The organism is Paenibacillus eucommiae (genome assembly GCF_017874215.1).
In the GTDB taxonomy this organism is placed as follows: Bacteria; Bacillota; Bacilli; order Paenibacillales; family NBRC-103111; genus Paenibacillus_AI; species Paenibacillus_AI eucommiae.
On the sequence record NZ_JAGGLB010000013.1, the window covers coordinates 96,425 to 121,525 of the forward strand.

Sequence of the window (25,101 nt, forward strand, 5' to 3'; positions counted from 1 at the left end):
AAGTTAACCTTGTGCTTCCTGCCAAGCTTTCATGATTCTCACGAAAACATTAGGAAATGCGAACTGGACAAGCTCTTCTTGACTGATCCAACGGTAATGGAAGGGAAGCAAGCCTTCCTTTTCACGGCTGAGACTAGCTTGATCCAGGCTGCACTGGTACACCTTCATATCCCAATAAATATGGCTGAAGGTATGATCCGTATCCATAAGCCACCCGCTTGGTGCCAGGCGGATGCCTTCGGATAAAGAGATTGTCTCACGAAGCACGTCCATATTCACTTCATCCGTCTGCCACTCTGAATGTCCGAGCTCTATGTGGGGCAGCTCCCACATCCGCGCCAGCAAGCCTTCCTGAGGCCGCTGCCGTATGAGCCATTTGCCATCATTAACGCCCTCACCTTTAATCAGTGCTACTAGCCTTCGCTCCGGGCGGGGAGGCTTGGCCTTCTTCTTGATGGGCAGCGCTTCTTCCATCCCTTCTTCTCTGGCAGCGCATTGAACCATAACCGGACAAGTCAGACAATGCGGTGATCGCGGCGTACACACCATCGCTCCCAGCTCCATCAAAGCCTGATTGAAATCGCCTGCCGTCCCTTCAGGGATCAAATCCTTCGCTAAGGCTTCCATGCGGACTCTCGTGCTTGGCTTCATAATATCTTCTTCGATCAGAAAATACCTGGAAAGTACACGCATAACGTTTCCATCCACCGCTGGCTCCGGCTTATTATAAGCGATGCTGAGGATGGCACCTGATGTATAGGGGCCTACCCCTTTCAATGATGAAATCTCCGCCTTCTCATTTGGTACTTGCCCACCGTAACGCTCATGAACCTCACGCACAGCACTTTGTAAATTACGGGCCCTCGAATAATAGCCAAGACCCTCCCATGCTTTGAGAACCTGCTCCTCAGGAGCTTCAGCAAGCGCCTTTACTGTAGGGAATTGCTCAATAAACCGATGAAAATAAGGAATTACCGTATCCACCCGCGTCTGCTGCAGCATAACCTCTGAGATCCAAATATAATATGGATTTTTATTTTGCCGCCATGGCAAATCCCGTTTATGTCTTCCATACCAGATTAATAATTGTTCGGAAAAATATTGTTTTTGCTCTTCGCTGTACATAGAAACTCCTTCTCCGGTAAATAAGGACCAACCCACCAGAATGGATCCATCATTTTGCCCGGGCATGACCAAGCTAGCTATTTGTTTAGTGGTCTATTCATTCATTTCTTTCATTATACGAAAAGTTAAGCCGAGAAGAAACTGATAGATTGTAATCTAATCCGTATATATGCTTATAAACAGGTGGATAACTTGCATAATAGATCCCTTATATCTTATCCTGTTAATATCTGAGGTGATATTATGCTGGCTTCAAACAAAGAAGCTTCTCCCCCTAATCCTAAAAGAAAGCTTTGGCTGCTAAAGGAAACCTGGCTGTTTCCACTATTCGCAATCTGGGGAATTCAAGGCGTTGCCAATTCTTTGCTCGACGTTGCTCAGGATTGGTATAACGTGGAGCCTGCCAAGCTGACAGCTTTACTGCTGGCCATCTTTATAAGTGCAGCCTTGATCGGGCAAAAAATTTTCCTGCGCCTCAAAGAAAAAACAAATAATTCCCAGAATGCTGTGTCTGTATCAAATTGGCTGCTTCGTTCATTGGCTATGCTATTTCCTGGCGCTATGCTGATCATTGTCATACTGCTGCTGAATGATACCACTGCTACTGGGCCCTTTTTTCTGCCTATTTTACGTGCCTGTATACTTGCAGCATTCTATATTCTGCTAGGAGTCGTACTCAGCAAATGGCTTGTTTATTTAGGCATCTGGCTTATTGCGTTAATCGCCGTTATGGGATTTTGGTATTTAGGCTATTCTACAGTTGTTCTCGAAGGTATGGGAGGATTAAGTCTTCTGCTATTTAGCTCGATGCTCCGAACGTGGAGCCGATAGCACCCATTTGGGCAGATTTCATTCAGGAGGTTAATTATTTATGCACAAAAGTATATCGCTGCTGATTCTGATGCTCTTAGTGACTGCTCTTTCAGCCTGTGGGGCAGCATCCCCCAAACCGCAAACGGGCGGGGACAAGTCCCCCGGCGCCTCCTCCACCCCAAGCGCAGAAACGAACGAAGCTTTCGTGAAAGCAGAGGAGCTCTTTCAAAAAACCAACTGCATTAGCTGCCATGGAGTTGATCTCTCTGGTCGCATAGGCCCAACGACTAATCTACAAAAGATCGGGGCTTCGAAAACTAAAGAGCAAATAGCCGATCAAATCCGCAATGGCGGAGGCGGCATGCCCGTCTATAAATCCAAGCTTACAGATGATGAAATTAATCTGCTTACCGAGTGGCTATTTTCCAAGAAGTGAGTAATGAGCGAGTCATGGCTGCTTATGCTCAGTGCGTTCGGTTTATTCAGTGTGATCAGTACGATCAGTGGCGATCAGTGCAATTAGTGCAATTAGTGCAATCAGTTAGTACGTTCAATACGTTCAGCGATTGCATATGCAGAGGCCATTGACTCTGTGTGTGTGATGCTGATGTGAACACGCAGAGACTCCTCCTGCCCTGCTCGCTGAAGCGCTCCAGGTGAGATCCGGCATTCAGGCTTGCCGAGTGAATCTGGCAGCACCTCTATATCCTGAAATCCTACCTGCTTGCCAATGCCGCAGCCAAGCGCTTTGACGATCGCCTCCTTCGCGGCAAACCGGCCTGCGGCAAACTCAGCCAGTCTTCCCCTGCGCTGCAAAGCCAACTCCCGCTCAGCAGGTGTCAGGATCCTCTCCAGAAAACGTTCTCCAGTTGTCTGTTCCAGCGCTTTGCGCATCCTGGAGATTTCCACCAAATCCGTTCCAATTCCTAGTATCATTAGATTTCCGCCTTTTAGACCTCTTTATTAAGTTTATTCGAAAGATTTATGCGAGAGATTTATTCGTATATGAAAGATTTATACGAGAGATTTATACGAGGTTAAGATTTTTTTCTAATACTCTAATACTAGTCCCCGCTAAAATCACTGCACTATAAATCACATTAATTATAGCACAGCACGGATTTAGCTTAACATGCAAGGAGGGCCATTCCCAGGTCTCTTAGACTTTTGGAGCGGCCCTCCTATTTCAAAGCAATTTCAAAGCAATTTCAAACCTCATGTTAATTTGCTTAATTTTCCGAGTTATCAACTTAAGTTAAATTCCCGGGATTCCAGACCGCTTATGCTCAGTCTTGAAGTATTGCTTTTCCAGCTTGTCACTTACAGCCTGATCTACTTGCTTGCCTTCCAGGTAGGAGCTATTATCCTCATAGGTAATGCCAAGCTCCTGCTCATCAGTTTGCCCTTCCCATAAGCCTGCGGTCGGAGCCTTGTCCAGAATGCTCTGCGGAACGCCCAGCTTGGCTGCCAGCACCCTTACCTGCCGCTTGTTTAGCGTGCTGAGGGGGGTAATGTCCACCGCTCCATCGCCATACTTGGTAAAGAAGCCTGTGATCGCTTCAGAAGCATGGTCCGTTCCGACAACCAGAAGGTTCAGCTCAAAAGCCAACGCATACTGCATCACCATTCGTGTTCTTGCTTTTATGTTCCCTTTGCCGCCGCGGCTGACATGCTGATGAACACCTATCGTTTTCAAGCCATATTCAACCTCAAGCGCTATTTCACCAACAGCTTCCTCAATATTCGTTTCGATCTGATATTTCAGATCAAAGGCTTTGGCCACAGCGTAGCTGTCCTCTATATCAACCTGCGCTCCGTAAGGCTGGAATACACCAATCGTCTTATGCTCTATCCCGCTTTCTACGGTCAGCTCATCGGTAGCTTTTTTGCACAAACCGGCCGCAACGGCACTATCGATGCCGCCACTAATTGCGATAAGCAGCCCGCGCATATTCGATTGCTTCACCTGATTTTTCAGAAAATCTACCCGTTTGCGAATTTCCGCATCAACATCAATCTCAGGCTTAACGCCCAGCTTTGCGATGATATCCTGCTGTGTACCCATGCCCTCTCCACCTTTTCTATATAATTATCGAACCTGTCTGTCCCTAAAGTCTAGTATAGACGCTCAACTGCTAAATTTCAAAATGAACTTCTTAACTACAAAACAAAAGCCTTCTCTGCAGAAAGCTGCAAAGAAGGCTGTGATCTTAATTATTACTTGCAGTAAGTTTCGAAAGCACCAATCAGGTCTCCTGCGATCATGTCTGCGGAGCGATCCTCGATTTGGTGACGTTGGATGAAATGTGCCAATTCGCCGTTTTTGAATACAGCAATTGAAGGCGACGATGGCGGGTAAGGTGCAAGGTATTCACGAGCTTTGGCTGTTGCTTCCTTCTCCTGACCAGCAAAAACCGTATATAAATAATCTGGCTTCACTTCATTCTGAAGCGCCTTGGCTACGCCAGGTCTGCATTGACCAGCTGCACAACCACAAACGGAATTAATAACAAGCAGCATAGTGCCGTCTTTGGAAGCTTCAATCGCTTCGGTCACCTGTTCAGGTGTTAATAGCTCATTAATGCCGTGACGGGTTAAATCCTGTCTCATCGGCAGAACCATATCCTTCATGTATGAATCAAAAGACATTGCCATTATACTTTCACTCCTCAGGAAAAAATTTTATATAACAAACTGCGCTATTAGTTATATTATACATCCGTCTGCAGTGAAAGCAAAGTTAAAATGACATAAACCGCTTGACTCAATTTTCCTGCTCTTCATCGGAGCCAGCCTCGGAACCGCCCTGCCCTACCTTGTATTCATAAGCAGCATCCTTGTCCGGATGCATGAAAATCTCGCTTTGCGGCAAAATCCCTTTTTCGAAATAGTCACGGTTCTCTGCCGTATGAAATCCTATATCCTTAAAAGGATGCACCCACTGATCACCCGCCATAACGGAAGGATCGGTATCCTCATTCCACTGGCTTAACGGCGAGGCAGCAGATTCATATTCGTGATCGCCAATAGTTACCCCATAGCCGTTAACAAAAGGCTCCCTTGGGCCACGGTTCTCCATATATTGAGGCAGGAAGTTAATCTCGTAAGGATCCAGGCTTGCGTCTTCATCCGTATCCGTTACCTGCTTATCTTCCCTGCTCGTCTTTGTCTCGTTCAACCGTTGTTGTTCCCGGTCCTGCTCTGGATTTGAATGGTTCATAATTACTTCTCCTTAAATCGGCTTATTCCGCCGGGCGGTTAGGACCGTCCAGCTTTTTGTCGAAATTACCGTCTCCGTTCGTATCCAAACTCCCATTGTTCCCAGCGTTTTCTTCTTCCTGCATTTGCTTCATCAGAGATTCGGCATCATCATGCCCTGCCTTTTGTGATACATCCTGTGGTACTTTCTGTGATACGCTCTGTGACACACTCTGAGGTACTTCCTGCGTCTGCAATGCTTCCCGTGATTTCCGTACTTCCTTCTGCTCTTCTTTCTGTGCTTCCTTCTGTGCTGCCGTTTCTACCGTCGTTCCTACCGTCATATCTGCCGTCATTTCTGTTTCCATGCAAGCCTCCCCCTTCTGGCTATATTATGCCTGCAAAGGAGAAACTTCATCCCACATCTTAGCAGGAAAGGATTTTCTGCTGCAAACAGCGGCGCTTGGCAACCAGGCGAACCCGATTGTGCCGTTCCCCTTCTTCCTCTGCTTTCCAGAAATCTTGATCGTTATAAAGCTCAATCAAGGCAGCCTCCGCTGCTTGGTTCGCAGATGACTGGTTGCCCAGCAAAAAAATGCACATCTGGTAACACACGGTTTCAAAGGCTCTTAGCGTGTTGATTTTATCTTTAAATTTCATGCTCTGGCCCGCTCCTTTTTAAAGCCGTAATGAAACAGCTTCTTTGTCTCTGTGAACCGGGTATCTCCCGAATCAGCTCCCATGACAACCGCGATCAGACGTGTGCTGCCACGCTTAGTTGTCCCAGTGAAGCAATAGCCAGCTTGTGAAGTATAGCCGGTTTTTAAACCATCGTTGCCACTGTATGCAAACCGCTCCCCAGGCAGCATTAAGTTCGTAGTCCGTAGTTCAACCTGATTTGTCAAAAATATATCGTTGCGCGTAGTTATTTCCAGAACCTCCGGATAAGCTGTAATCAGATGCCTCGCCAGTTCTGCCGTATCCTTAGCACTTAAATACGTATTTCCCTTAGATGCGGCTCCCGATAAACCGATTAAATCTTCACGGTCTAGTCCAGTAGCATTAGCAAAATGTGCGCTTGATGAGAGCCCGATTTCCTTCGCCTGACGATTCATCAACTCTACAAATTTCGCCTCTGACCCTGCTGTAAACTCAGCAAGTGCAACAGCAGCATCATTTGCAGAATGGACAATCATAGCTTCGAACAGCTCCCTAACTGTTAATTGCTCCCCTGACTTGAAACCGATTTGAGCGCCAATAACAACCGCGGCGTATTTGCTTGTCACCACAATGTCATCCCAATTCAGCTTGCCTGCCTTAACTTGATTTAGAACAACCAGTTCCGTCATCATTTTGGACATGCTGGCAGGTGGGAGCGCTTCTTCAGCATTCTGTGACATCAGAATCTCACCACTATCAGCATCCATCAATATGGCGGCAGTTGCTTGTACATGGGGCCAATTTCCAGCTGCCGCACTCGGCACCGATTCCTCCCATTTATATATACCCACAGCTACAGCGGAAATGATTACAAAAAGTAGTATACGTTTCATAAAATGCTTCCTCCTTACAACCATTGATTGTTGTCGTTATTAATAATTGTAACTGGCAAGCTTTAAATAAACCGTAACCAAATCATAAATTTTTCTTAAGAATCGATACGAAAAATGCCTTGTGGCGTCCTTTGAGGGGTTTGTTCGTAACTTGGGTGCAGGAAGTGAGGGAAGGACTTTGGGCCATGCTGTCAGGTTAACGAGGGGCAGCGGACGCGAATGGGAAGCCAGTAACTGTAACGGACACCAGCGCCTAAACTTGACCCACAACGCTTCCAGAAAAATGGGATTTCATATTAGCTCCATATGAGCGTTGTTCAAGAGCGGAAAATATACTATTTTACCAATATATGATGAAATTTGATCTCTCCTCGTAGAGCCCCAGCTCTATTTTCTGTAAAAGAGCCGCTTTCATGTCGGGGGTCCGCGGCAAGCCATAGCTGTTTTTAGTAATTTTGTTCGTTCCCAGTGCTTTTAAAAGGGAAAAATTATTATTATTGGGCTCATTTGGATATTTTTTATTTATATAAAATCAACTTAATTTCCAATATTTGATGTTTCCATAAAATTGGAAGCATAGTGGGGCAAGTTTAGACACCAGCGCTCCTTAGCGCCCCCCAAAAGCCCAGCTGGAATTCTAACGGACATTGGGGCCTCTTACAGCCCTAACGGAGCGTATTTTCCCCTTGTTGAGCGGGCTAAGAGTCGCTGATGTCCGTTAGATGGGCGACGGATGAAAAAAATGCGTCTAAGGTGCAACCATGTCCGTTAGAAATCCGTCCACTCTCCGCGTGCCGTTGCTCGGGTTGCTCGGCGTATCGCCTGAGAAGTTGCTTAACCTGACAACATTGGGACTGTGGGCTCCAACCGCTGTTAAAGATTTGTTCCTTTGAATAATTTTTAGCGGTAAGAACAAATCTTTAAATGCGGACGCGGACGCTTTTCCACCCACCCCCATTTCTTTCAGTTGCAAGCGTAGAACATAGAACACCCGGACTCAAACTGACAACCAGCAAGGTTTCTCTCTTAATTGGAGGAGATTTCCTAGCTGCCAAAGGCACTGGGGATGATGAACAGAAAGAATATGCTACTTTAACGATGTTTTTCATGTTTTTCATCGCTAATCTCCACATGCCTATTTAACAATGAAAAACATCGTTAAAATCGCTTTTAACCACCCATGAAGGCCATCCGTCCTCTTTTAGCGATGAAAAACATCATTAACGTGACTGTTTACCTGGAAACACTTCCTTTAACGATGAAAAACATCGTTAAAGGAAAGCACACGCTCAATTCGGGGGAGGCGGGCTGCTACAACTTGCTAAAATACTGCTCTTCCATCGTGACTTGGTTGCGTTGCAGAGGGAATGGCTCTTAGGTGCTGAACAAGCCAATCTCCAACGGGCAGCCACCAGACGTCTGTCCCTGAGGCAAAGGGAAAGTGACTACAATGAAAAATTTGGACTTCCTTACTGGTTCCATGATTCAAACATTTAAACAATAAACAACGAATCCTTGGCCTTTCCAACAGATAGGCATAAAAAAAGCTGCAGCAAAAGGCTGAAGCTTCAAAGATATCGATGAAAACATTGAATCAAACCTTTTATCATAATTTATTCTTAGATCGCCTTAGATCGCCTTAGAGCATCTTAGAGCATCTTAGATCCTCTTAGATCGTCTTAATTTATCTTTGCTTCTCTTGCTTACTCGCCAGCGGCAAAACTACCTGAAACGATGTTTCGTAAGAATTGCTGGTGACGCTAATACGGCCTCCGTGGTTTTCCACAATCCCTTTGGCAATCGCCAGTCCTAGTCCGGATCCGCCAGCATGCTCGGTACGGGATTTATCAACCCGGTAGAAACGGTCAAAAATATGCGGCAAATCGCTCGGCGGAATTGGATCCCCATAGTTAACCACCTCAACATTCGCCTCGCCATTCTCACAGCGGATCCGGATATCCGCTCCATGTCCATCGCAGCCATATATAATCGCGTTGATCAGTAAATTTTCAAATACGCGCACAAGCTTATTCGGGTCACCGCCCACCATCACTTTCGTTTCCGCAGTTTGCAGCCTGCCGACCAAGCCCGCCTGCTCCATCTGCATGCGATACTGCACAAGCAGTTGGTTCAGCATCTCGATCAAATTGAATGCCACACTTTGAAGGGGAGGAGCGTCGTGACGCATTCGCGTATATTCAAACAGGTCGTTGATCAGCAGGTTAAGCCGCTGAGATTTCTCATAAGCAATCTGCACATAATGGCGGAGCTCCACTTCATCGCGGTAACGGTCCTGTTCAATTAATCCTAAATATCCGATAATCGAAGTTAGCGGCGTGCGCAGATCATGGGATACGTTGGTGATTAATTCATTCTTGGTCTGCTCTGTCTTCCTCTCTTCATCCAAGGAACGCTGGTGCTGCTCTACGAGCCTGTTGATATTAGCAGCTAGATTGCTTAGCTCATTGCTCTGTTTAACAGCTATTTTATGATCAAAGTGCCCCTCTGCAATATGCATAACGGCCTCGCTCATTTCACCAACATAACGGAACCATCGCCATTGCAAAATAATCAAGTAAAGTACAAAAAACACTGCGCCCATACTAATTACAATAACCGTTTCGCCCAGGATCCCCAGGATTTCGTTGGCCACCCGGCTCAAAAAATAGTAATTTCTGGTCAAGCCTTTAAGCAAGTTGTAGCATATAAATACAGTGATAAATGAAAGCACGATACTGAGCACCACATATCCAAGAAAGCGGATCAGCATCCCGGCCGTTACATTACCCTTCAATTTTATACCCCACCCCCCATACGGTAGTGATAAGCTTATCTCCCAGCTCATGCTCCAGCTTGTCGCGAAGCTTGCTAATATGAACCATCACCGTATTATTCGATTCAAAATATTTCTCCCGCCACACCTGCTGAAAAATATCCTCAGCGCTAAATACCTGGCCAGGGTGGCTGGCAAGCAAATACAGAATGCCAAACTCAGTTGAGGTCAGATGCAAAAGCCTGTCTTCAACCTCCACGGTATGCATCCGTTTATCGATTTTTAATGCTCCGATGACCAGTACTCCGTCCAAATTGGGAGAAGCTGCCTGGTTGTATTGATAAGACCTGCGCAGAAGCGATTTAATTCGCGTTATGAGCTCCATGGGATTAAACGGCTTAACCATATAATCATCCGCACCCGTCATAAGCCCCATGATTTTATCCATATCCTCTGCCTTCGCACTCAGCATCAGAATCGGTAAGGTCCGATCGCGGCGGAGCCTGCGGCAAACTTCCAGCCCATCCATCTTGGGCATCATAATATCTAGAACGACCAAGTGATATTCATTCTGCTCGAAGCGTTCGAGTGCCTCTTGGCCGTCATAAGCCTTGTCTGTTTCAAATCCTTCATTCTTCAAATAGATGCCGATTAATTCGGCAATTTCCCGGTCATCATCCACTATTAATATCCGGCGATTGATCATTGCTGTAGCTCCTTTATGATGGAAAATCATCGTTCTCCCCTTACTATACATGATGAAGTCAGCCTTTGTCCGCAAAGTGACTACGGTTTTAGGATCTTTAAGAGTTTCTTAAAACATTTTTAAGCATTGGGTTTAATATGCAGTTAATTTACTTGTATTAATCTCACCCAGCCACGCAAAACAAAGAAGAACCGGGGCGCCGCCACCAGTTCTTCTTTGTTTTACTTATAAGAAATTATGATTATTGTTCTTCTTTGCTGCCACCATTAAGCTTATCTTTCAAGAGCTGAAGCTGCTCATCCACTTTAACTTGCTTAGCTGTGTCAACAGTTGTGTATCCATTAGCGGATCCAACAGGTACATAAGGCTTGCGGGCAATTTCCGCTTCTACTTCAAGCTGGATGATTTTCTCTTCCATGCGTTGGAAGCCGCGGGATGCACTACCACTCTCAATAACACCGGAGTATGATACTTGTGCCATTTGCTTCTTAGCCTTAGCTAGCTGGGCACGGGATACGAGTTCATTGCGCTTGTTGCGCATTTTGTAGAATTCGTCCTTCATTTCGTGAAGCTGTTGTGTTAATTCATCTGCTTGACCTTTAGCGCTGGCATGCAAATCTGTGTACTCGGCAATTTTCTCATCGTAGTACAGCTTTTCTTCCAAGGCTTGGCGTGCAGTGGCTTCTTGACCATTCTTCAGCGCTGCCGCTGCTTTGGATTCACGATCCGCGGTTAAGCGTTCGGATTCCTCCAGACGTTGTTTCAGCTTGCGCTCACTTGCGATTTGCCGGGCTACAGTAACCTCCGCTTGAGCAATTTCTTCCTCCATATCACGCAGATATTGATTCAACATAATGATCGGATCTTCCACTTTATCGAGCACCTCATGAATGGATGCTTTCGTCATATCTTTCAATCTAGTAAATACTCCCATGGTTTACACGTCTCCTTTATTATTGTTCTCATTATTTTTTTCTAGCTGGGCGACCTTTGCTCTTAGCTCTTCAAGTTCTTTTTGCAGCGCCTTTTTTTCAATATCCTTCATCAATTCGTCTATATTGCTTGACTTGCTGCCTTCATAGGAAGCTGAGCTGGCAGCTCCTCCAGCAGGTCCGCGATTAAATCCGGCTGCTGAGGAAGGACCTCTGTCCGAATAAGCTCTGTTGTTATCCCAGCCTCCGCTGTTAAAGTTCGGATTCGGATTTCCGTAAGGTCCTGCATAAGGATCGTGATGAGGCGGATAGAAGCCTGGCTCCTTAGGAATAACCATACTGGCTACGAAGTAAAGCAGAATCACTGTCCCCGCCGAGAAAAACGCGGTCACTACTACTACTAGTCTGAGCAGCGTAGCATCTACATTAAGCGTCTCCGCTAAACCGCCGCAAAGACCCGTTACTTTCTTGTCTCTTCTAGAGCGGTATAATTTGCTCATGTAAACTCATTCCTCCTTGTTAAGTCGTTGCCTCAGAGCTTCAAGCTCTGCGTCAACCGCCGGATTACCGGATGGATAGTAGCCTTCTCTGCTCATGCGTCTTACATCACGAAGCGATTTGGCCTGCATTTCCATGTCGGAGACACTTTCCTCCAACCGATTGAACATACGGGGGGTCGCATTCTGGCCGACTCCGCCCATCCGCGAGTTGAGCCTTTGCTGCAATCTCGCCGATTCCATTCTTGCCAGATAGTAGCCGCGTTTCTCTGCGACCTCTCTATAGTCCGATTTGAGCTGCTGCAGCTCTTCATCCAGATCAAGTATGGACTGCTTTGCCTGCTCGTAAAGCTCCCGGTACTGTTCGCTCTTTTCTTCGGCTTGAAGCTTTTCCTGCAGCACGATTCGCGCCATATGCTCCTCGCCGGCTTTAAGTGCAAGCAGCGCCTGGTGTTCTCTCTTTTCCTTCGTCTCCAGCGCCGTTAAGTACTGCTGCCGAAGAGCGGCTGCATGTGTAACGCATTGCTGATACAGCCTTTCCGACTGCTGAAGCTGTTCACGCTGCGCTGTCAAATATTGATCAATCAAGCGAACTGGATCTTCAGAGCGTTCCAGACGATCATTAAGCGTTGCAGCTGTTATATCTCTCACTCGCTTCATCAAGCTCATCTCTCATACCACCTTTTCTTGTTACTCTTTCCTGTATCTTAAACTTTATGTTTGAGGGCTTTTTCTTAGCATCGAGAATCCGTAAACGATAAGCCCGATTGCCAAGAGGATTACCAGCCATCCGGCCAGCTTGCCAACCAATATAATGGCTCCTACTCCGGCAAGCAACCATCCAAGCTTATTGCCGTTCTTAATTCCCAGATAACCTAGTGCAACCATAGCGATTGGTATTACATAGCTCATGATCGGGCCCAGCAGATTAAATCCGAACTTATTCATCAGGATCAAGGCACCGATTGCAATCAGGATGAGCGGAATTCCTAAATTTTTATTCACTGTTAGTCACCGCCTTTCGTGAGGAGATTATTTGTTGTTCCCCTTGTTCATGTCTTTATTCTAGTCCATTTCGCTTTCCGCTAAAACGGACTACGGGCGGTTTTTGAACCTGGACCTAAGTCGAGGTCGTTGTCAGACCTAAGGTGACTGTCTTGCTGATTGCCTATTGATTACCTAGTGATTGCTTGATTTGTGCCTGATGTGTGTCGAGTGAATGTAAGATAAGTGCTTGATTTACAGTCCGCCTCCCCGGACCCGGACTTGCTGAGTGCGCTTCACTTTAACGATGTTTTTCATCGTTAAAGTATGTGCCTCCAGGTCAATCAGTCACGTTAGTGATGATTTTCATCGTTAAAAGAGGGCAAACGGCCTCTCTGGATGATTATATGGGACTTTAACGATCTTTTTCATTGTTAAAGTAGGTTTATGGAGACGGACTGGTACTTTAGCGATGAAAAACATCGCTAAGTACCTGTTCCTCTCGCTTTTTCCTTCCCAGCGAGCCAATGCCCGCTCAAAAAAACGTTGTTGGCGTCCATTTTGAGATGGGTATTCATTTTGAGATGGCTGTTCCATTTGAGCGTGGTGCTCTTGCGATTTGCAGCTGTGAGAAGGAGTGACTCTGAGTGGATGAGCGCTAGCGTCCGCATTTAAAGATAGATGCCTTCCTACCGCCAAGGTTGTATAAGCCGTATTGCAATTTGGATTTTGTAGGAATACCTATTACAATTGAAAGGAAGGATTCGTAATAGCGTTAAATACTCGAATCTACATATGACAACAAAGGGGCAGCTCAGCTATGAAGTATGATGTCATTGTGATAGGCGGAGGTCCCTCAGGGCTAATGGCCTGCATTGCAGCGGCAGAGCATGGAGCCAAGGTGGGCTTGATTGATAAAGGCGACAAGCTTGGAAGAAAGCTTGGCATCTCCGGAGGCGGACGCTGCAATGTTACCAATGCCAAGGAAATTGACGAGCTCATTAAGTTTATTCCCGGTAATGGAAGATTCCTCTATAGTGCGCTGGATACGTTCAGCAATAAAGATATTATGGCTTTCTTCGAGGATATGGGCATCGCCCTGAAGGAAGAAGACCGCGGACGGATGTTCCCGGTTTCCGATAAAGCGAAAACTGTAGTCGACGCATTAGTGAACAAAGTCCGCTCGCTCGGTGTGGATATCCGCGTCAACAGTCCTGTGGCTGAGGTTCTCTATACAGACGACTCGACTGATGGTGCAACTGATGGTGCAACTGATGGCGCAACAGACGCCGCGAAAGACCGCGCGACCAGCGGCGTGCTGCTGCGTTCCGGTGAGAAGCTGGAGAGCCGCTGCGTCGTTATCGCTTCCGGCGGCAAGTCCGTGCCACATACCGGCTCGACAGGGGATGGCTACAGCTGGGCAGAGGCTGCCGGGCATACGATCACTGAGCTATATCCGACAGAGGTGCCCATGACTTCCAGCGAGCCTTTTATACGCAACCGTGAGCTCCAGGGAATATCGCTGCGCGATATTACACTAACCGTCTGGAGTCCGAAGGGCAAGAAAGTAAAAGAGCACGAAGGTGACCTTATATTTACCCATTTCGGCATTTCAGGCCCGGCCGTGCTGCGCTGCTCGCAATATGTGGTCAAGCAAAGAAAGCAGTTTTCCGTTAAGGAAATCCTATTGACCATTGATTTATTTCCCGAGAGGGAGCTCGAAGAGCTGCGGACGGATGCTCTGCTGCTGGCAGCAAACGAGCCAAAGAAATCGCTCAAAAATGTGTTGAAAGGTTTTATTCCAGAGCGGATGATCTCGCTGCTTCTAAAGATGGCAGGTTTGGCAGAGGATCTTACCTACCACAACATTCCCAAACTTACCTGGCTGGAGCTTATAAAGCTGCTTAAAGCCTTTCCTGTTATCGTGGACGGTACATTGTCCATCGAGGAAGCCTTCGTTACAGGAGGCGGCGTCAATCTGAAAGAAATTGATCCCCGAACTATGCATTCGAAATTAACAGACGGGCTTTATTTTTGCGGTGAAATTCTAGATGTTCATGGATATACAGGAGGCTACAACATTACTGCGGCGTTTACAACAGGCTATACAGCAGGCAAAAGCGCGGCCGAACATGTTTATCCTAAATAAATAAAAAGCGCTCATGAGCCGTTTTGAGAGCTCTCAGAGCGCTTTTCTATTTTTACATTAAGTAGTCCATTGATCGTGAACGACAGCGACTAGGTACAATTCGCCCTCATTATATTCATAAACCAGGCGCAAGCTTGCCCAATCCATACCCGCATACTGCTTATCAAAACCTTCAAAGTGATATTCTACAGTAATGAAGCTATCCTTTGGATACAAAGTAAATATGTTATTAACAGTAGTGCTAACACCCAGCGTTTTGTTGTAACCTATTTTGGGAGCTTTGACGTAGTCGTGGTCATAAATAAATTTTTGATAATAGTCGGCGAAGCTCAGCTCAATAGGCTCACCAGATCCATCGTACTGCCCCCAAACTTTCTTGGCTGCTGTGTTATTCCAAAGCTCCTCAAGCTCTCCGGCTTGAACACGCACATCCTTATCCGGATCGATATGAGCGTAGGGGGAAAATTGGACCCCTTTCTCGGGATGCACAATAGCAGTAATTTTCTTCATATCTTTTAACTGAAAAGCCTCTATAGTTTCCTTAATGCGGTTCTCTATAATCGTCTTGGATTCCTCTTCCGTTAAAGGAGCTGCAGGAGTAACTGAGGTTCCCGCTCCTTGACTACCCGCTTGATCCATCTTTAAAGTTCCGGCTGAACAAGCTGTCAATGAAATCGAAATTACCATAGCCATTGCTATTGCAGATAAACGATGCACCTAAGATTCCTCCTCAAAGTTAGAATAATCTTCTCCTTATCAGACGCAATTAATGATGTAAAAGTTACGGACCATACTTGGTTAAAAAGCCCAAAAACCGCCATCATGAATCTGATAGCGGCCGGGATTGCTGCAATAAAGCTTAAATGATCCTATTCCGCAACTGATTGACTAGAATCTGACGCCAGGCGGAAAATGATTGTAATCCTTCGAATAATCCTCAGTCCAATCTTCATTTACAACATGCGCAGGAATCGGGATCGTGTCCTCCAAATCATAGGCCATCGCAAATGTGGATTCTCCTTCATTAATTGCAGCTTGTTCCACTAGCCTGCCTCCATGAGCTTGTGTAATCTCCAGCGCAGAGGTTAAATCCTGATCATCCAAATGAATATGCAGGGTTGGACGAAGCCGATCCTCTTGGAGCTTAGGTGAATAACCCAGCTCTTCTAATGTATCCAAAGCAAGCAGGGCATCCCTCTCTTTGTCGAATTCAAAGAAAATCGCTAAAGATTTCATCGTTCGCTTCCTTTCGGGGTAGTTTTCCATTTGCCACTAGCATCTGCAATTTGCTATGCTCTCATACCTGGCTTCCCCGCATTCTTTGTTTCCCAGCGACAATTCATTGACAACCTCCCCGTAGATAAGTGATAATATATCAAAATCAATATGCAATTTAGTAGGCGGAAGGGGAACAACAATGAGACAGGATCAGCATAAAATTTTGGACTGTACAATTCGGGATGGCGGCTTAATTAACAATTGGGATTTTAGCGTAGAATTTGTCCAGGACATGTATCGCGGCTTAAGCGAAGCCGGAGTGGAATATATGGAAATTGGTTACAAAAACTCGGAAAAGCTGCTTGAAGGCGGCAATTCCGGACCTTGGCGCTTCCTCAATGAAGATTTCCTGAAAGATGTCATCACTAAGAAAACCGATACGAAGCTATCAGCTTTAGTAGATATCGGCCGTGTGGACGAGAATGATATTCTTCCCCGCGAACAAAGCCTGCTGGATCTTATCCGTGTAGCCTGCTACATTAAAGATCTGGATAAAGGCTTGGAATTGGTGCAAAAGTTCCATAATATGGGCTACGAGACCTCGCTCAACATTATGGCACTTTCCCATGTTATGGAGAATGAACTTATCGAAGGCTTTGAAGAAATTAACAAAAGCCCCGTTGATGTCGTCTACATCGTAGATTCTTACGGAAGCATGGATTACAAGGACATTGATTACCTGGCGACTAAATTCCAACGTCTGCTTCCTAAGAAGGAACTAGGCATTCATATGCACAATAATTTGCAGTTAGCTTACTCCAACACGATTATTGGCGCTTCCAAAGGCGTTACCTTCCTGGACTCTTCCGTTTACGGCATGGGTAGAGCAGCTGGAAACTGCCCGACTGAGCTGCTCGTCAGCTATCTGAAAAACCCGCGGTACGATGTTCGCCCTGTACTCGGTATTATTGAGCGTCATATGCTTGAAATGCGCGAGAAATGGATGTGGGGCTACCTCATTCCTTATATGATCGTCGGATCTCTTGATGAGCATCCTCGTGTTGCTATGGCACATCTGAACAGCCCGGAGAAGGATAAATTCTTAGGCTTCTACGACAAGTTGACTTCACCAGAGGTTATCCCGACTCCTGAATAAAATCAGCATACAAATTTTTCATCATTTCATACGATGACTTGAGCATCCGGTTTCCCCACAAGGGGAGGCCGGATGCTTCTTTTTTGCCTCATATGTATGCAAAAGTAGCCCGTTAGGGACTATATGAAGATAACCCTCTGCTTGAGGTGAAAAAAAATCGGGAGTGTAGCAAGCATGAGCCGTATTTTGCTGATTGAGGATGAGGAGCGAATAGCAAGAGTTCTGCAGTTGGAGCTTGAGCATGACGGATACGAGGTTGTCATCGCTGGCGGGGGCAGGAGCGGACTGGAGCTTGCATTATCGAACCCCGATCCCGAGTGGGACCTAATTGTACTTGATATTATGCTGCCTGAGCTTAGCGGCCTTGAAGTATTGCGGCGAATTCGTCAGACTGATACGATTATCCCCATTATCCTTCTTACAGCGAGGGACACTGTGCCTGACCGGGTTAGCGGTCTTGATCAAGGTGCCAATGATTACATAACCAAACCATTTGCTATCGAGGAGCTGCTTGCCAGAATCCGCAATTTGCTTAGACAAAAGGATAAGCTTGTAAAGCCTCAAACTTCACATGTAATTGAAATCGATGACCTGAGGATGGATTTAAAAAGCAGAGAAGTACGCCGCGAGGAAAAAATGATAGAGCTGACTCCAACAGAATTTGATTTGCTGCTTTTTTTAATTCGCCATAAAGATGAGGTAATGTCACGCGAGCAAATTATTTCCGAGGTGTGGGGCTATAATTTTATGGGAGATACTAATGTCGTAGATGTCTATATCCGTTATTTGCGGCAAAAAATTGACAAGGGCTTTTCCAGTAAGCTGATCCATACGATCCGCGGTGTTGGCTACATGGTTAGAGAAAAACCCGAGCCTCCATCATGAGTATAAAGCTTAAAATTACTTTACTGCTTAGCGCTTGGCTGCTGATTATTCTGCTGCTTGGAAACTCAGTCATTTACTTCCTGTTTATTCGCATCACTACGAACAGCGAGGCCGGGCTTCTCCGTGAAAAAGCTAATACGCTTATAGCCAAAGATTTGTACAATCATCCTGAATATTGGCAGAAACCCGGCCCTCTGGATGAATTCCTTATTCCTCAGGAAATGATACGTCTTGTAACACCCGACCTTAAGGTACTGCACGAGGTTTACACGGATGAAGAGCTTTTGAAGCAGCGCCCACATTACACAAACAAAGAAACGACGAAAATAGTCCACGTCAAGGGCGGCTATTATATTTATGTAATGATGCCGGTATACAATGACCGCCTTCAGCAGTTAGCTACCTTGGAGATAGGCCAAAGCTTGGGAGCATTAAGCGGTTATTTGGAGACTCTTGTATCCGTTCTTCTTTTTACATCCATTGGTACCGTTATGCTTTCCTACGCAGGCCTCCATTTCTACATCAAGGTCATATTAAAACCGCTGGACCAATTAATTGCAACTATGCAGACTATAGAAGAAAACGGAGTATTTAAAAGAATTCACTTGCCCGACGATCCCAAACAGGATGAGCTGACCCTGCTGGGTGCTACTTTTAACCGCATGATTGACCGCTTGGAGGATACTTTTCTAAAACACAGGCAATTTCTCGCCGATGCCTCTCACGAGCTTCGTACACCCATTACCGTTATCGACAGCTACGCCAGCTTACTCCGCAGATGGGCTAGCAGCGATCCTGCTCTGCGGGAAGAAGCACTTGATGCCATACAAACCGAATCTGCCCAGCTTAAAAAGCTCACAGAAAATTTATTATCTTTAATGGAAGAAGAGCACCGGATGAAACGGGTCGATTTTGACCTGACTCCACTCATAGTCTCCACGGCAGCTTCATTAAAGCTCACCTTCAACAGAAATATTGAAACAAGATTACCAGAGGGTGATGACAATTGCTTGACCATGCAGGGCGACCCTGAGAAAATCAAACAGCTTCTAATTATCCTCATCGATAATGCAGTTAAATACAGCAAACAAACCATTATCGTATCTGCAGAAAAAAATGCGCATTACATAAAACTGCAGGTTGAGGACAGGGGTATTGGCATTTCCAAAGAGGATTTACCCCGGCTATTCGACAGGTTCTATAGAACAGATAAAGCCCGGAACCGAAAGCAGGGCGGAGCAGGCCTTGGACTCGCCATTGCTGACAATATTGTGAGGCTTCATCAAGGAACCATCACTATTTCCAGTCAGCTCGGAAAAGGAACTTTGCTCACCGTAAAGCTCCCAACGACCTGTCAATAAAAAAATTATAAGCAGATTCTCATCATTTTCTCAGAAAGGCCCGTTTCTCCTGTGACCGCACTGCATCTCGGCCAACATGTAAATAGTGGGCCTGATTTGTTTTGCTATACTTGGGCTTAGGTGATCAAAACACCGAAAAAGAATCACAGGAGGTAATTATGAATTATCAACAAAAATGGTACAAGAAGCTGGTTATTACCGCAATGGCGTTAACTATAGGACTTTCATCAAGTCTGGTAATCACTCCTCACTCGGCGAGCGCGGCTACATCGTCATCCACCCTTGCGAATCGGGTTGTATCATTCGGTGATAATTTCTTAGGCAGACCTTATGTTTTCGGGGCTAAATCGGGACAAACACGGACGTTCGACTGCTCATCCTTTACACAGTATGTGTATAAAAATTACGGCATCAACCTGCCGCGGACTTCCAAAGCACAATCTAAATCAGGCAGCTATGTACCAAGAAGCCAACTCCGTAAAGGAGATTTAATATTTTTCTCTAATCCTGGCAAGCCAGGAATTGTGAATCATGTCGCCATCTATGCCGGTAATGGAACAATTCTTCATACCTATGGCGAGGGCGGCGTTCGTTTCACGAAGCTATCTTCCGGAACATGGTCCAAGCGTTACATGACAGCACGCCGGGTACTGTAGGCGCTGCACGTTGACTCAGCTCAACATTGAAGCGGCATACAGCACGTTAATGGCAAGCATGCAGCACTTTGAATAAAGATCGAGCAACCTTTGGAGAATAATCCAAAGGTTGCTTTTATTTCGTCAGAAGCGGATATACGCCTCATGGTAGCTTTCTTTTTGATCGCGCTTGCGGATTTGGATTTGCAGGGTGCGTGCCTTATAGCTGGCTCTTGCCGTTTTGGGATTAACCAGAACGGGGAGCTTGATGAATTTATTGCCTCCCTTCAGAAAGCCAGTCAGTTTGATTAGATTGGATTTAACAAACACCTGAAGGGCTCTGGGGTCCTCTTCCTTAGAAAGTTTTATTTGCGCGATCACATGCTCATGGGTTTCGAAAACCTCTATAGAAGGCTCCTCATTCAGAGTTCCTTCTCCATGCAGCCTCGGCATGGACTTCTTCAGAACGTCCTGCACATAATTTTCCACCCATGACATATTATCCAGCAGCGACTGGCCTTTTTCTTTAGCGTTAACAGGAAGCTTTTGGCCGAGGAATTTCTCGATATTCTCCCATTTCAGCCATGGCTGGCGATTGGACTCGCTCAAGCTCATCACCTCATTTGTTTGCAGTATATGTGGTTTCGCCCTGAAGTGATACCCCTATCCTCATAAGGGAGAACCTCTGGGCTAATATCATCATACAATGCAGCAAAGGGTATCCTTGAGCAAGGGAGACAGAACTATGCCAGCTATTGTAGGTAACGTAAAAATACTCAGTGTTGGCCCTAGCTCTATCGTACACTTCGGAGACTCCATCATTCTGTCACCAAATAGTTCATCCAAAACATTCGCCGGCGCCGGTTCCTTTAATACTGGTGATTTCCCGCAAGTTGTGAATGGAGCTAGCAATACAATAACGAATGATTCAGATTTTGTGGAGGCTAACGCTAATAAGGTGGGGGGACTATGAACTGGACTATCAACCAAACGATTTCCATTCAACAGCTCAAAGTAAATTCTGTTTCCAATTCCTCGGTGTTGCAAATCGGCAGTGCGGGCATGATCCGCTCCCTGTCTAACCTTTATAATACAGGCGGGTTTACCGAGCCTGCCCCGGAAATTGGTACAAACGAAGTAAACCCAATCTCTTTAGTCCCCCTACCTCCCACAGGTAGAATTGTTACTTAGTTATTTATTGGTTATTTAAGTGGGTACTTAATGTGTTAAACGAAAATAGGAGTCACTAGGGAGGTTACTCAGGATGCATACGGGGATGTCTTGTCAACAAGTTTTCCAGCAAGTTTACGCCCACCTGAGCTCACAAGCCAAGCGTATTGAGAAGCTCGAGCAGACAGTGATCAAGCTGCAGGCAGAAATTGATGCCTCTAAAGGACAGAAGAAGTTTCACATCGATAAAATTGAATACAAGTTCGACCAACTGAAAGTGGAGCGGCTGGATGGAAGTCTTTCAATAGGGATAAATCCATCTTCCTTTGACGATGTTGAGGATTTTACGGTTAATGGTTCTCCCCTAAACAGCAAGGTTATGCCACCTAACCCCATGTGCAATCTGAAAGATGACATTTCCGGGAGTATCAATGATTATTTGAGTCAAGATGCCAAAGATGATATCAATGCCATGGAAAATAAATATCAATATCCTATAGATGAGAGCTACAAACAGTTAATTTTAGACGATATTCGTAATCAGGTGGAGCCAAGAATTAAGCAATATATCGACCAGTACCGCAGCGCGGGCTTCAAAGAACCTTTGGATGCCATCCGCGAAAACATTATTGATCAAACAAAAAACGATATCCGCACAGCCATGAACGCCTATATTTCTAATTTGACAGAAACGGATGGTGAACAGCCTTGAATTTGCATATCGAAAATAAAGTGATAGCTGTAGGAAATGTCCGCATCGTCGGTGTTGCAAGCTCCTCAGTGTTCCTCATAGGCGATACGGAGGTTATTTCCTTATCATCGATGTTTGATACACCTCTGGAATCCATTGTCGAAGGCTTAGCTCCGCTACCCCTAGAATCATAGAGGCATAGAGGATAACCATGAAAAGACTATCCATCGTAGGAAACATCATCATTAACGGCATTAGCGAAAGCTCTCTTCTGCATATCGGGGACAACTCCGTCATTCAACCGAGAAGCCGGGTTTTTGCCGTTCAGCGTGAAGTTGCAACCTTCAACGAAAAAGAGGGCAATTTCGACCTATACCCCATCTTCAGCCGCGAGATTCCTCAGCCCCCTTTCCTGGACTCCGTTTCCATGTCTATTGACAATCTGGGCTCCTGTATCCAGGTCGGTCAGGTCCGGATTTTGGGTATTTCAACCGCTGCCCTTATGCAGGTAGGAAACACCCGAGTTATCGACGCTGATAACCGTACTAAAAATATCCGTCAATTCGCCAAACCGCTCCCGGCTAAGCCAAAGGGTAAATAGTGAAAAATAGTTCCTGCCACACGCCTAAATGGTGATGGAAAGCTTATTATCGTCACTATCCCCAAAGCTCAGGAAGCCTCCCTCCCAATGGCCGATTGATCCAAAAAAATCTCAACTCCCCCGCCTGAGTGACGGGGATAGTTGAGATAGTCGAGATAATTGAAATAGTTGAACCAGTTGAAATTGTTGAGAGATAGTTGAGATAGAGCAAATTAAAAGCAGCTTACGGACATGAGGTACGTTATTCGCCTTGGCTAGTGGTATATGGGCCCCTTTTTATCCAAATAGCGTATCTGATGTCCGTTAGCCTTCCTAAATAGGGGGCGTTGCGGGAAATAAGGTCTCTGGTGTCCGTAACGATTATCTTGACAAGCCTATAACAGCGTTTCGATCCGCTCCAGCAGCGCAGCCATCTGGGCGCGGGTCACTGCCGCGCCTGGCCTGAACGTGCCGTCTGCGTAGCCGTCGACGAGGCCTAGCGTGCTTAGCGCCGCGATAGGCCCGTACGACCAGCTCCCGGCCGGCACGTCCGGGAAAGGCATCTTCGCCGCAGCCGCCGGCGAAGTCAGGCTCAAGACGCGGGCTAGCAGCTGGCACAGCTGCTCCCGCGTCAAGGGCTCGCCCGGGGCGAAGCGCCCGTCGCTGATCCCCTGGATCAGCCCGTGCTGCTTCGCCAGCGCAATGTCCTGCCGGGCCCAGTGGCCGGCAGGCACGTCGCTGAACGAGGCTGCCGCTACGGCGGCCTCGTTTCCAGGGCTGAGGCCGAGGACGCGGACGAGTACCGCCGCGACCTCAGCCCGGGTGAGCGCCGCGTCCGGCGAGAACCGCTCGGAGGATGCGCCGAGCATCCAGCCCCGGTTTGCCGCGGCTAGCACCGACTGCTGTGCCCAGTGCCCCTGCACATCAGCAAAATGAAAACCGTTGAGCCACAGTCCATAGTAGCTCCACGTAGCTGCCGGCTCCTGATTGAGACTCCAGCTGCCCGTACCTTTTAAACCGTAGGCCTCGACCAGCTTCAGCTTTTCTTTGATAGAGCGCTCGTTCTCATACCAAAGCGTGTAGTTACCCGGAGGAAGTTTTTTACCAGAAAGCGAGAACGGAGCGTCCGCAGAGCCAATCGTAAAAGTAGCGACTGGTGACTGGCTGGCCGTATCATAACGAGTTTGGCCGCTGTATTGGGCAATCAACTGTTCAGCAACCCGGTTCGAAACTCCCGCCCCATCATTTGCAGAATTACCATTCCAATAACGCCCATAAAAAGGAATACCCAGCACCAGCTTCTCAGCAGGCACCTGCTTCAGGGCAAATTCAATTGACGCCTTAACGAACGGCAAGCTGGCCACCGGACCCGGTGTCGGATCACCTGGGTAGCTCTCGTCATAAGCCATAAGCATCAAATAATCACTAGCCGCGGCCAAAGCCTTGTAGTCGTAAGAAGCCAACCAGCCACTAGTTGCTCCATATGGGTTAGCAGGAACGGAAACTGTGACTTCAATTGAGGGAGGCAGCGCAGCACGCAGCAGGCGGACAAAGTCCGTATAGGCATCACGCTGTGTTTCAGGTATATTCTCGAGGTCTACATTAACACCGTCAAGCTCATAGTCCTCTATGGCCTGAACAAGCTGTTCCGTTAATGCTTTCCGATTTTTCAACGCCAAGATCCCGCTCTGCCGATCCCAATGGTTGCTCAAAAAAGGCACGACCTTCAATCCTCTGTTATGCATCTCCTTTACAAAAGAAGGATCAAGCGACCCAGAGAGCTTCAAATACCCTGCATCGGTCAAATCAAAATAACTCGGCGAAACCACATGAAGCGAACCTTTCGTTTGATCTACTTGCTTCACATAAGTTTGCGGATTGCCTGAAAACAAAAAAGACATATTGAATTTCCCCGCCGCTTCTGCCCCAACAGGGATTTCCTTACCTAAGCCAGCTAACGAGACGAATAGCATAGAAGCCAATATTAACTTTGTAGTACGACCCCATATTGATTTTTTACTAGTGATACTAACAATACGGTTTTCATTACTATCTACATTACTATTTACTTTACTGTTTTCATTACTACTTTCATTACTACTTTCATTACTACTTTCATTACTACTTTCATTACTACTTTCATTACTACTTTCATTACTATTTCCAGTACTATTTCCATTAATATTTTCATTAATATTTTCATTAATATTTTTATTGCTATTCTCATTTCTATTACTAATGCCATTATTGGTTTGGCTGTTATTACTATTACCACTGCTTTCGCTATTAATATTGCTAATGGCATTGGTACAATCACGATCTCTATCTTTACTATGTATCCTGCTTTTCAAGAGATATATGATATCTTCAGCTCTACTAACATTTTTTCCATCAGGATGAAACTTGCGAAAATCAGGAGTTTTTTTATTATTTTCTCTAGTATCGTACTCTCTTTCACTACATTTTTGAATAGATGCTGCCTCTATGTTTCTGCCGTTATCCGTGTGTTTTTCCTTGCGTTTATTATCTGTATATGTCATTTGTTCTCTCCTTTTCCATATTAGCTAAAAGTAGGGTTACCTTTCTATCATGCAGCTAAAACGTCTATGAATGCAAAGGACAAATAATGGTAACGCTTTTTATTTTCCGTATGAACAATCTATTAAGAGAATTTT

31 protein-coding genes are annotated in these 25,101 nt (G+C 46.0%); 12 read left to right on the top strand and 19 right to left on the bottom strand.

Features of this window, described 5'->3' with window-relative positions:
* Positions 1-3 precede the first annotated feature (3 nt).
* Positions 4-1,125: an A/G-specific adenine glycosylase gene (gene mutY, locus J2Z66_RS19125; RefSeq protein WP_209973303.1), complete on the bottom strand. Its 1,122-nt coding sequence runs from the start codon at positions 1,123-1,125 to the stop codon at positions 4-6.
* A 243-nt stretch (positions 1,126-1,368) separates the two neighbouring features.
* Between mutY and J2Z66_RS19130 the strand changes: the two genes are divergently transcribed.
* The gene (locus tag J2Z66_RS19130) at positions 1,369-1,956 is read left to right on the top strand and encodes a hypothetical protein (protein ID WP_209973306.1); all 588 of its coding nucleotides are present in this window, start codon (positions 1,369-1,371) and stop codon (positions 1,954-1,956) included.
* 40 nt (positions 1,957-1,996) lie between these two features.
* Entirely contained in the window at positions 1,997-2,374 is a 378-nt protein-coding gene (locus tag J2Z66_RS19135) for a c-type cytochrome (protein WP_209973308.1), read from the top strand.
* 101 nt (positions 2,375-2,475) lie between these two features.
* Here the strand turns inward: J2Z66_RS19135 and acpS are convergent, their stop codons facing one another.
* The 14 genes from acpS to J2Z66_RS19205 all read right to left on the bottom strand — a co-directional run bounded on the left by acpS (position 2,476) and on the right by J2Z66_RS19205 (position 13,178).
* The gene (gene acpS / locus J2Z66_RS19140) at positions 2,476-2,874 is read right to left on the bottom strand and encodes a holo-ACP synthase (protein ID WP_209973310.1); all 399 of its coding nucleotides are present in this window, start codon (positions 2,872-2,874) and stop codon (positions 2,476-2,478) included.
* Positions 2,875-3,193: 319 nt separating this feature from the next.
* Complete coding sequence (gene nadE / locus J2Z66_RS19145) at positions 3,194-4,003, bottom strand: NAD(+) synthase (protein ID WP_209973312.1); 810 nt, start codon at positions 4,001-4,003, stop codon at positions 3,194-3,196.
* A 152-nt stretch (positions 4,004-4,155) separates the two neighbouring features.
* Positions 4,156-4,593, bottom strand: a complete 438-nt coding sequence (locus J2Z66_RS19150; RefSeq protein ID WP_209973314.1) for a BrxA/BrxB family bacilliredoxin — start codon at positions 4,591-4,593, stop codon at positions 4,156-4,158.
* A gap of 109 nt (positions 4,594-4,702) precedes the next feature.
* Positions 4,703-5,158, bottom strand: a complete 456-nt coding sequence (locus J2Z66_RS19155; RefSeq protein ID WP_209973316.1) for a DUF3905 domain-containing protein — start codon at positions 5,156-5,158, stop codon at positions 4,703-4,705.
* Positions 5,159-5,180: 22 nt separating this feature from the next.
* Positions 5,181-5,504: a hypothetical protein gene (locus J2Z66_RS19160; RefSeq protein WP_209973318.1), complete on the bottom strand. Its 324-nt coding sequence runs from the start codon at positions 5,502-5,504 to the stop codon at positions 5,181-5,183.
* Between the two features lie 58 nt (positions 5,505-5,562).
* Positions 5,563-5,796 (bottom strand): hypothetical protein, encoded by a 234-nt coding sequence (locus J2Z66_RS19165; protein ID WP_209973320.1) that lies wholly within the window; start codon positions 5,794-5,796, stop codon positions 5,563-5,565.
* Entirely contained in the window at positions 5,793-6,689 is an 897-nt protein-coding gene (locus tag J2Z66_RS19170) for a D-alanyl-D-alanine carboxypeptidase family protein (protein WP_209973322.1), read from the bottom strand. The genes J2Z66_RS19165 and J2Z66_RS19170 overlap by 4 nt, the downstream gene beginning before the upstream one ends.
* Positions 6,690-8,373: 1,684 nt before the next feature.
* Entirely contained in the window at positions 8,374-9,483 is a 1,110-nt protein-coding gene (locus J2Z66_RS19175; protein ID WP_245375668.1) for a sensor histidine kinase, read from the bottom strand.
* Entirely contained in the window at positions 9,473-10,168 is a 696-nt protein-coding gene (locus J2Z66_RS19180) for a response regulator transcription factor (protein ID WP_245375669.1), read from the bottom strand. Before J2Z66_RS19180 ends, J2Z66_RS19175 begins: the two co-directional genes overlap by 11 nt.
* 241 nt (positions 10,169-10,409) lie before the next feature.
* Positions 10,410-11,102: a PspA/IM30 family protein gene (locus tag J2Z66_RS19185; RefSeq protein ID WP_209973324.1), complete on the bottom strand. Its 693-nt coding sequence runs from the start codon at positions 11,100-11,102 to the stop codon at positions 10,410-10,412.
* 3 nt (positions 11,103-11,105) lie between these two features.
* Entirely contained in the window at positions 11,106-11,600 is a 495-nt protein-coding gene (locus J2Z66_RS19190; protein WP_209973326.1) for a PspC domain-containing protein, read from the bottom strand.
* Positions 11,601-11,606: 6 nt separating this feature from the next.
* Positions 11,607-12,266 (bottom strand): PspA/IM30 family protein, encoded by a 660-nt coding sequence (locus J2Z66_RS19195; protein WP_209973328.1) that lies wholly within the window; start codon positions 12,264-12,266, stop codon positions 11,607-11,609.
* Between the two features lie 45 nt (positions 12,267-12,311).
* Positions 12,312-12,602, bottom strand: a complete 291-nt coding sequence (locus J2Z66_RS19200; RefSeq protein ID WP_209973330.1) for a LiaF transmembrane domain-containing protein — start codon at positions 12,600-12,602, stop codon at positions 12,312-12,314.
* Positions 12,603-12,953: 351 nt separating this feature from the next.
* Positions 12,954-13,178, bottom strand: a complete 225-nt coding sequence (locus J2Z66_RS19205) for a hypothetical protein (RefSeq protein ID WP_209973332.1) — start codon at positions 13,176-13,178, stop codon at positions 12,954-12,956.
* 223 nt (positions 13,179-13,401) lie between these two features.
* Between J2Z66_RS19205 and J2Z66_RS19210 the strand changes: the two genes are divergently transcribed.
* Positions 13,402-14,730: a BaiN/RdsA family NAD(P)/FAD-dependent oxidoreductase gene (locus J2Z66_RS19210; protein ID WP_209973333.1), complete on the top strand. Its 1,329-nt coding sequence runs from the start codon at positions 13,402-13,404 to the stop codon at positions 14,728-14,730.
* Between the two features lie 57 nt (positions 14,731-14,787).
* Here the strand turns inward: J2Z66_RS19210 and J2Z66_RS19215 are convergent, their stop codons facing one another.
* Both J2Z66_RS19215 and J2Z66_RS19220 read right to left on the bottom strand, forming a co-directional pair.
* Positions 14,788-15,447: a hypothetical protein gene (locus J2Z66_RS19215; RefSeq protein ID WP_209973336.1), complete on the bottom strand. Its 660-nt coding sequence runs from the start codon at positions 15,445-15,447 to the stop codon at positions 14,788-14,790.
* Positions 15,448-15,618: 171 nt separating this feature from the next.
* Positions 15,619-15,966: a hypothetical protein gene (locus tag J2Z66_RS19220; RefSeq protein WP_209973338.1), complete on the bottom strand. Its 348-nt coding sequence runs from the start codon at positions 15,964-15,966 to the stop codon at positions 15,619-15,621.
* Positions 15,967-16,147: 181 nt separating this feature from the next.
* Between J2Z66_RS19220 and J2Z66_RS19225 the strand changes: the two genes are divergently transcribed.
* The 4 genes from J2Z66_RS19225 (at position 16,148) to J2Z66_RS19240 (ending at position 20,006) form a co-directional block, all read left to right on the top strand.
* Positions 16,148-17,104 carry an aldolase catalytic domain-containing protein gene (locus tag J2Z66_RS19225; RefSeq protein ID WP_209973340.1) on the top strand — a complete coding sequence of 319 codons (957 nt, stop codon included), beginning with the start codon at positions 16,148-16,150 and terminating at the stop codon, positions 17,102-17,104.
* 174 nt (positions 17,105-17,278) lie between these two features.
* On the top strand, positions 17,279-17,989 hold the full coding sequence (locus tag J2Z66_RS19230; RefSeq protein WP_209973342.1) for a response regulator transcription factor: 711 nt from the start codon (positions 17,279-17,281) through the stop codon (positions 17,987-17,989).
* Positions 17,986-19,350: a sensor histidine kinase gene (locus tag J2Z66_RS19235; protein ID WP_209973344.1), complete on the top strand. Its 1,365-nt coding sequence runs from the start codon at positions 17,986-17,988 to the stop codon at positions 19,348-19,350. Before J2Z66_RS19230 ends, J2Z66_RS19235 begins: the two co-directional genes overlap by 4 nt.
* Positions 19,351-19,508: 158 nt before the next feature.
* On the top strand, positions 19,509-20,006 hold the full coding sequence (locus J2Z66_RS19240; protein WP_209973346.1) for a C40 family peptidase: 498 nt from the start codon (positions 19,509-19,511) through the stop codon (positions 20,004-20,006).
* A gap of 123 nt (positions 20,007-20,129) precedes the next feature.
* Here J2Z66_RS19240 and J2Z66_RS19245 read toward each other — a convergent pair whose 3' ends face one another.
* Positions 20,130-20,594: an Hsp20/alpha crystallin family protein gene (locus tag J2Z66_RS19245; protein WP_209973348.1), complete on the bottom strand. Its 465-nt coding sequence runs from the start codon at positions 20,592-20,594 to the stop codon at positions 20,130-20,132.
* A gap of 136 nt (positions 20,595-20,730) precedes the next feature.
* On the opposite strand from J2Z66_RS19245, the gene J2Z66_RS19250 reads away from it, so the two are divergent.
* The 5 genes from J2Z66_RS19250 (at position 20,731) to J2Z66_RS19265 (ending at position 22,447) form a co-directional block, all read left to right on the top strand.
* A complete protein-coding gene (locus J2Z66_RS19250; RefSeq protein ID WP_209973350.1) occupies positions 20,731-20,958 on the top strand; it encodes a spore germination protein in 228 nt (75 codons plus the stop codon).
* Positions 20,955-21,176 carry a spore germination protein GerPB gene (locus J2Z66_RS19255; protein ID WP_209973352.1) on the top strand — a complete coding sequence of 74 codons (222 nt, stop codon included), beginning with the start codon at positions 20,955-20,957 and terminating at the stop codon, positions 21,174-21,176. Before J2Z66_RS19250 ends, J2Z66_RS19255 begins: the two co-directional genes overlap by 4 nt.
* Positions 21,177-21,261: 85 nt before the next feature.
* Positions 21,262-21,867 carry a spore germination protein GerPC gene (gerPC, locus tag J2Z66_RS19260; protein WP_209973354.1) on the top strand — a complete coding sequence of 202 codons (606 nt, stop codon included), beginning with the start codon at positions 21,262-21,264 and terminating at the stop codon, positions 21,865-21,867.
* A 2-nt stretch (positions 21,868-21,869) separates the two neighbouring features.
* Positions 21,870-22,040, top strand: a complete 171-nt coding sequence (locus tag J2Z66_RS44360) for a spore germination protein GerPD (protein ID WP_512699954.1) — start codon at positions 21,870-21,872, stop codon at positions 22,038-22,040.
* Positions 22,041-22,057: 17 nt separating this feature from the next.
* Positions 22,058-22,447, top strand: a complete 390-nt coding sequence (locus tag J2Z66_RS19265; protein WP_209973356.1) for a spore germination protein GerPE — start codon at positions 22,058-22,060, stop codon at positions 22,445-22,447.
* Positions 22,448-22,821: 374 nt separating this feature from the next.
* Here J2Z66_RS19265 and J2Z66_RS19270 read toward each other — a convergent pair whose 3' ends face one another.
* Positions 22,822-24,966: an S-layer homology domain-containing protein gene (locus J2Z66_RS19270; RefSeq protein ID WP_209973358.1), complete on the bottom strand. Its 2,145-nt coding sequence runs from the start codon at positions 24,964-24,966 to the stop codon at positions 22,822-22,824.
* Between the last annotated feature and the right edge of the window lie 135 nt (positions 24,967-25,101).